The organism is Nocardioides sp. NPDC057772 (assembly GCF_042798075.1).
Classification (GTDB): Bacteria; Actinomycetota; Actinomycetes; order Propionibacteriales; family Nocardioidaceae; genus Nocardioides.
Genome location: NZ_JBHVKN010000262.1, coordinates 1 through 6,127 on the forward strand (window position 1 = coordinate 1; position 6,127 = coordinate 6,127).

The following is a 6,127-nucleotide window of genomic DNA, read 5'->3' on the forward strand; positions in this document are numbered from 1 at the left end:
CCCCTTGATCTCTGCCCAGGCCTTGGTCCAGTCCTGGTAGTCGGTGCACTTGACGTCGGTCCGGCCGTCCAGGCACTTCTCGATCGGGGTGTTCCAGAACCAGATCTTCTCGGCGTACTCCGCGTCGCCGGCGTGGAACGTCTCGCAGTGGCCCTCGGAGGCGAACTCGCAGGCCTTGTCGGAGTTGGGCGCCTCCCCGAAGTACTCCGTCGCCTGGGCGTTGATCTTCGGGTCGGAGATGTGGTTGAGCCAGGCGTAGGCGCAGTTGGGCGACTTGGCGTTCGCGGAGATCATCCAGGTGTCGTTCCAGCCGGTGGCGCCCTCGGAGGGCAGGATCGCCTCGACCGAGGCCTTCTTCGGGTCGATCAGGTTGGCGATCACCTGCCAGGTGGTGCCGACCACGGTGTCGCCGGTCTCGAACGAGGCCTGCGTCTTGGTGTAGTCGGACCAGTACTCACCCACCGAGGCCCGCTGGGTCTTGAGCAGCTCGACGGCCGCGTCCAGCTGCTTCTCGTCGAGCGAGTAGGGGTTCTCGATCCCCAGGTCGGGCTGGTGCGCCATCAGGTAGACCGCGGCGTCGGCGATGTAGATCGGCGAGTCGTACGCGGTGACCTGGCCCTTGTGCTTCGGCGCGTCCTCGAAGACCGCCTTCCACGAGGTCGGGGCCGGGGTGACCTCCTTGGTGTTGTACATCAGCAGGTTGGCGCCGTAGCCGTGCGGGATGCCGTAGTTCTTGTCGTCCACGGTGTTCCACTCGCGGTCCTTGAGGAAGTCGTAGATGCCCTCGTAGTTGGGGATCAGGTCGGTGTTGACCTCGGCCGCCTCACCTGCCGCGATCATGCGCAGGGTGAGGTCGCCGGAGGCGGCCACGACGTCGTACTCGCCGGACTTGGCCAGGTTGAAGGCCTCGTCGGAGGTGCCGTAGACCTTGGAGGTCACCTGGCAGCCGGTCTCCTTCTCGAAGCTGGAGACCCAGTCGACCTTCGGGTCGGTCGAGCCGTCCTCGACGTAGCCGGGCCAGGCCAGGATCGAGACCTCGCCCTCGTTCTCGCCGAGCTTCTCGACGGCCCCGGTCGACTCGGTCCCGCTGTCACCGCCGCAGGCGGTGAGCGTGATCAGGGACAGTGCCGCGACCGCTCCGCCAAGGGTGCGGCCAGCGGGGTACCTGGTTGGGATGTTGCGCATGATCAAACCTCTCTGATGGGTTCTGGCTCATCGGTGTTGCACGGCACGGGACGAGTCGGTGCCCAAAGGGACCAGATCGCCCGGCGACCAGGAGGCGACCACGCGGTCGCCCCGAGACTCTGGTTCGGCGGCATCCGGGTGCAGGGCGCCGCGGTTCTGCTCGAGAGCGACCAGCCTGGTGCCGTCCTCGAGCTCGATGTGGACGCGATGACCGGTGCCGATGTAGATGGACTCGGTGATCACCCCGGCCGCGGTCATCGCGCCGGCGGGAGCGCTCGCGGTCGCGGGGGAGAGCAGGATCTTCTCGGGCCGCAGGGCGAAGGCGCCCTCCATGCTCAGCAGCCGCTTGGCTGCCTGCTCGTCGAAGACGTTGGAGGTGCCGACGAAGTCGGCGACGTACTGCGACGTCGGCCGCTCGTAGATCTCCTTCGGTGTGCCCAGCTGCACGATCCGACCACTGTCGAAGACCGCGATCCGGTCGCTGAGGGTCAGCGCCTCCTCCTGGTCGTGGGTGACGAAGACGAAGGTGATCCCCAGCTCACGCTGGATCTGCTTGAGCTCGACCTGCATCTGCTCACGGAGCTTGAGGTCGAGCGCGCCGAGCGGCTCGTCGAGGAGCAGCACCTTGGGGCGTACGACGATCGAGCGAGCCAGCGCGACCCGCTGCCGCTGTCCGCCGGAGAGCTCGGTCGGCTTCCGGGCCGCGACGTGCTCGAGGCGGACCATCGCGAGCGCCTCCCGTGCCCGGGAGGTCCGCTCGGCCTTCGGGACGCCACGGACACGCAGGCCGTACGCGACGTTCTCGAGCACGTTGAGGTGCGGGAAGAGCGCGTAGTCCTGGAAGACGGTGGTGACGTCGCGGTCGAAGGGCGCCAGCGCGGTGACGTCCTCGCTGCCGAGACGGATCATGCCGGAGTCGGCGCGCTCGAAGCCCGCAATCAGGCGCAGCACCGTCGTCTTGCCGGAGCCGGAGGGCCCGAGCATCGAGAAGAACTCGCCGTCGCCGATGGTCAGGTCGAGAGCGTCGACGGCCATCACGTCGCCGTACGCCTTGGACACGGCGTCGAGCTGGATCTGCGGAGATTCGGTCGGTCGCATTGCTGAATCATATGGAACCAGATCTTAGATTTTAAAGACCTTCTGCGTAAGTTCTTCGTAAACCCACTCGAAGGAGGAGCCCGATCGTGGCCAACCCCCGTGCGATCACCTCGCGCGCCCGGTCGGCGATCTTCGCGCCGATCGGCGACGAAGGCAGAGCCGTACGTGTCGAGAACCGCCTCGCGGAGGCGATCCGCTCCGGCGTACTCGCCGACGGTGATCGTCTGCCGAGCGAGCTCGAGCTCGCCCAGATGCTCGGGGTGGCCACCGTGACCGCCCGGGAGGCGTTGGTCTCGCTGCGGGCGCAGGGCCTGGTGGTGACGACGCGGGGACGTGGTGGCGGTTCGTTCGTGCGAGCACCCGACCCGGGTGACATCGTGAAGGGACGGCTCGCCACCATGTCGCGTGTGGAGCTGCGCGACCGGGCGAGCCTCTATCTGGTGGTGCTGACCGGGTGCGCCGAGCTCGCCGCCGAGCGGGCTGCCCCGGAGGAGATCGAGGATCTCCAGGACCTGTTGATCCCGGCGGACGAGGAGGACGTCGGCCGGTGGCGCGACGCCGAGAGCGAGCTCTACCTCTCCGTCGCCGCGCTGACCCAGTCGGCGCGTCTCACCCGAGAGGTGGTGCGACAGGAGGCCGACTTCGGTACGTTGCTGCGAGTGCCGCTGAGCGAACCGGACTTCCGGCAGGCATCCGCCGAGCGGCATCGCGCGCTGGTCACCGCGCTGGGGTCAGGCGACGTCGCCGCGGCCCGCACGAGCGTACGCGACCACGTGACCCACGCCGTTGAACGTCTGACCGAGATCCATGAGGTGGTACGCCAGTGAACATCGATGTGTCCGCCGACTGCGCCGTCCGGATCGAGCAGCACTTCGGCTCCATCCTCACCGAGCTCGAGCGGGTCCGTGCCGAGGTCGGCGCCCTCTTCGCCGCCGGACCGGTCACCTCGAACCGGCTGCGGGCCCACGTCGAGGAAGGCGCGCTGGCGTTCCTCCGGGACCCGAACCTCCTGGGCGGCGGGTTCGTCGCCGCACCGGACGCCCTCAGTGACCGGCGGCTCTACCTGGCCTGGTGGCAGGGCGCGGGTCGCGACTTCCTCGGCGAGGCCGAGGTGCCGGGAACGAGGGACGCCATCGACTACACCCGCCAGTCGTGGTTCCGCGTCCCGCAGCGCACCGGGCAGCTCCACATCGCCGGGCCCTACGTGGACTTCGTCTGTGCGGACGAGTACGTCATGACCACGACCCTGCCGGTCTACGCGGACGGCCGGTTGGTCGGTGTCGCCGGCGCCGACACCACGGTCGAGACCCTCGAGCGGATGCTGTTGCCCGGCCTGCGCGAGATCCGCGGCACCCTGGTCAACGCCCACGGCAGGGTGGTCGTCTCCGCGGACCCGCACCGAGCCACCGGCGAGGCGCTGGGACCGGCCCCGGACGAGGCGCCGGACGGCCGGCTGCTCGCCGTGGTCCAGGCTGTCGACGAGGACCGAGGAGCATTGAAGCCGCTCGCCGGCTGGCCCTCCTGATGCCGTAAATCTTTCGACATCAACTAGTTTTTTGGACGTTGCGGCGGAGATATTGCTGTTATGGGTACGCTGTCGCCGTGACTGCACCTGAGATCGAGGCCACCGACCGTAAAATCCTCCAGCTGTTGGCGGAGGACGGTCGGATGTCCTACACCGACCTGGGCAAGGCGACCGGCCTGTCGACCTCGGCGGTTCACCAGCGCGTCAAGCGGCTCGAGCAGCGAGGCCTGATCACCGGCTACGGCGCCACGGTCAACTACGCCGCGATCGGCGTGCCGCTGACCGCGTTCGTCGCGGTGCAGCCCATGGACCCGTCCCAGCCCGACGACTGCCCCGAGCGCGTCGCCGACCTCCACGAGGTCGAGGCCTGCTGGTCGATCGCAGGCGTCGAGTCCTACATGCTCAAGGTGCGGGTGGCGACCCCCGAGGCGCTCGAGGAGCTGCTCGGCCGGATCCGCTCGGTCGCGAACGTGTCCACCCGGACCACGATCGCGATGTACACCTACTACGAGAACCGCCCGACCCTGACCCACTGAGCCCGAATCTGGGCGTGGGCTGCGGGGCCGGGCGGATCACGGTCACTTCCCGTGGGTGCGCCACCACTCCTGGCCCGACTCGGGCAGGGTGTGGATCGGGTCGTAGTACTCGTAGGTCCTGGTGAGCGCCTCAGGGTCGGACGCCTCGATCGAGGTGCGGTAGTTCTTGGTCCAGTAGGAGATGCCGCGCTCGGTGTCGTAGTCGGCGAGCTGGTGGACCCAGCGCTTCCCGACGAAAGGTACGTCGCAGACGATGCGCGGGGTGGCGAAGCCGGGCAGGTAGCCCATGATGTCGTGCTGCATCCGCTGGGCTTCGGCGACCGAGACCCGCCAGTGCTCCGAGAACGGGATCATGTCGCACATGTAGAAGTAGTAGGGCATGATCTGCGCGCCGTCGAGCAGGCGGAAGCAGAGGTCGAGCAGCGAGTGGCTGTCGGCGTTGACGCCGGCGAGCAGCACCCCCTGGTTGCGTACGTCCCGAACCCCTGCCGCCAGCAGCGCCTTGGCCGCCTCGGCGACCAGAGGAGTGACCGAGTTGGCGTGGTTGGCGTGGGTGTGGACGGCCAGTGACACCCCGCGCTCGCGGGCGATGCTGGTCACCCGGCTCATCCCCTCCAGGAGCGGCTCCTGGAGCCAGTGCTGGGGGAGCCCGACCAGACCCTTGGTGGCCAGCCGGATGTCGCGGATGTTGTCGATCTCCATCAGCTTGGTGAGGAAGTCCTCCAGCCGCGGCCAGGGCAGGTTGGCGACGTCGCCGCCGGAGACGACCACGTCGCGCACCTGCGGGGTGTTGCGGAGGTAGTCGAGCATCGCCTGGTGGCGGTCGACCGGCTTGCCGGTGAGCTTGAGCTTGTCGATGACCGGGGTCGAGTTGCCGACCAGGTCCATCCGGGTGCAGTGCCCGCAGTACTGCGGGCAGGTGGAGAGCAGCTCGGCGAGCACCTTGGTCGGGTAGCGGTGCGTCAGCCCCTCGGCGACCCACATGTCGTGCTCGTGCAGCGAGTCGCGGCTCGCCTGCGGGTGCGAGGGCCAATCGGTGCGGCGGTCGGAGAAGACCGGGATCATGTAGTGCCGGATCGGGTCCGCGTAGAAGGCGGCGGTGAACTCCTCGCCGGCGTCCGCGCCCGAGGGCACCATCGTGTTGACCATCTGCGGCGGCACCAGCATCGACATGGTCGCGCGCTCGGCCATGTCCTTCTCGAGGTCGGCGTAGAAGCGCTCCTCGAGAAGATCGCCCATCAGGGCACGCAGCTGGCGCACGTTCTTGATGCAGTTGACGCGCTGCCACTGCACGTCGTGCCACTGCTCCTCGGTCACGTCGGCCCATCCCGGGAAGCGGGTCCAGTCGGGTTCGACCAGCTCTACGCGCTGGTAGGCGTAGGGCTGTCCGTCGCGGGTCGTGGGCTCGATGGTTGCCGTCATGCTCTCAACCATAGCGGGATATCCTCCGGCGTTTGCAAGCCTAGGCCGCAATTCTTCCATCAATCGCTGGTAGGGTCCGCCGTGAGATGGCACGCAAGGAGGCGTACGACGATGACCACTTCTGACCCGACAGGCCTGCACCGGGTCCTCGACGAGCCAGTGGGCGGCTCGTTGCCGCTGCCCCAGGCCGCCCGCCGACTCGACACCCGCAAGGAGCTCTGGCCCGACGAGGTGCGGATCCGGGTGGAGCGGCTGAACCTGGACGCCGCATCGTTCCGGCAGCTCGAGTCCGCACATGACGGCGACGGAGATGCCGTACGCCGCGAGGTGCTCGACATCGTCGCCGACCGCGGCAAGATGC

At 68.2% G+C, this 6,127-nt stretch carries 6 protein-coding genes and 1 pseudogene; 4 read left to right on the forward strand and 3 right to left on the reverse strand.

Annotated elements, in window-relative coordinates; all coding sequences use genetic code 11:
- Together ACFVJS_RS25625 and ACFVJS_RS25630 are read right to left on the reverse strand one after the other, a co-directional pair.
- A partial coding sequence (locus ACFVJS_RS25625) for an extracellular solute-binding protein (RefSeq protein WP_378886279.1) occupies positions 1-1,185 on the reverse strand: 1,185 nt, incomplete at its 3' end.
- A gap of 27 nt (positions 1,186-1,212) precedes the next feature.
- Positions 1,213-2,283 (reverse strand): ABC transporter ATP-binding protein, encoded by a 1,071-nt coding sequence (locus ACFVJS_RS25630; RefSeq protein WP_378886281.1) that lies wholly within the window; start codon positions 2,281-2,283, stop codon positions 1,213-1,215.
- An 86-nt stretch (positions 2,284-2,369) separates the two neighbouring features.
- Here ACFVJS_RS25630 and ACFVJS_RS25635 point away from each other — a divergent pair, with 86 nt between their 5' ends.
- The 3 genes from ACFVJS_RS25635 to ACFVJS_RS25645 all read left to right on the forward strand — a co-directional run bounded on the left by ACFVJS_RS25635 (position 2,370) and on the right by ACFVJS_RS25645 (position 4,344).
- Complete coding sequence (locus ACFVJS_RS25635; protein WP_378886282.1) at positions 2,370-3,110, forward strand: FadR/GntR family transcriptional regulator; 741 nt, start codon at positions 2,370-2,372, stop codon at positions 3,108-3,110.
- A complete protein-coding gene (locus ACFVJS_RS25640) occupies positions 3,107-3,808 on the forward strand; it encodes a cache domain-containing protein (RefSeq protein WP_378886284.1) in 702 nt (233 codons plus the stop codon). The genes ACFVJS_RS25635 and ACFVJS_RS25640 overlap by 4 nt, the downstream gene beginning before the upstream one ends.
- 92 nt (positions 3,809-3,900) lie before the next feature.
- Positions 3,901-4,344, forward strand: coding sequence for an Lrp/AsnC family transcriptional regulator (locus ACFVJS_RS25645; protein ID WP_040755579.1), 444 nt, complete (start codon positions 3,901-3,903; stop codon positions 4,342-4,344).
- Positions 4,345-4,386: 42 nt separating this feature from the next.
- On the opposite strand, the gene ACFVJS_RS25650 is transcribed toward ACFVJS_RS25645, so the two are convergent.
- Positions 4,387-5,766, reverse strand: a complete 1,380-nt coding sequence (locus ACFVJS_RS25650; RefSeq protein WP_378886286.1) for a KamA family radical SAM protein — start codon at positions 5,764-5,766, stop codon at positions 4,387-4,389.
- 111 nt (positions 5,767-5,877) lie between these two features.
- Between ACFVJS_RS25650 and ACFVJS_RS25655 the strand changes: the two are divergent.
- Positions 5,878-6,127 (forward strand): annotated as a pseudogene (locus tag ACFVJS_RS25655) (L-erythro-3,5-diaminohexanoate dehydrogenase); the annotation flags it as partial.

Bases quoted from the DNA above. Each gene is read 5' to 3' on its own strand.
- ACFVJS_RS25630 (WP_378886281.1), bottom strand. From the start codon at position 2,283: ATGCGACCGACCGAATCTCCGCAGATCCAGCTCGACGCCGTGTCCAAG.
- ACFVJS_RS25650 (WP_378886286.1), bottom strand. From the start codon at position 5,766: ATGACGGCAACCATCGAGCCCACGACCCGCGACGGACAGCCCTACGCC.